Raw genomic sequence first — 438 nt, forward strand, 5'->3', positions numbered from 1 at the left:
TTAAACATCTTACTTTGTTCTCCTCAACTTTGTAAACATTGGTATTAGATTCTGGATTCCATAAAAAGTAATCTGCATCGGTACGGTCATAGTTTCGCAAAGATTCATCCGGTTTTAATAAAGTTCCTTTTGGTAAATATAAAGTGATTTCAATTTCTTGATCTCTGTATTTGTTTTTTAAATCTGTTAACAAATAGTTGTCTAAAATTAAATGACTTCCTTCTATTTTATAGCTGTATTTAATTTGTTCAGCTCTTTTCTTGGCTTCAGATAATGATTTTCCTTTTGCTTCTTTCTCAATCTGAATATAAGGTAGTTTTTCATTCGTTTTTTCTATTTTTAAAGAAACTTCATTCGAATAAATTACATCTGTTCCTGTTGAGTCCTATGAAATTATAAAGTCATTGCGATCATTAATGTTTTTTGCGAAATAATCAC

1 protein-coding gene is annotated in these 438 nt (G+C 28.3%); it reads right to left on the reverse strand.

The genetic code is table 11. The annotated features are described in order from the left end of the window. Positions 1-364: hypothetical protein (locus tag EHC72_RS23345; protein WP_394346900.1), on the reverse strand; the 364-nt coding region annotated here is incomplete at its 3' end. Positions 365-438: the final 74 nt, after the last annotated feature.

This window comes from Pedobacter nototheniae (genome assembly GCF_004335085.1).
GTDB lineage: Bacteria > Bacteroidota > Bacteroidia > Sphingobacteriales > Sphingobacteriaceae > Pedobacter > Pedobacter nototheniae.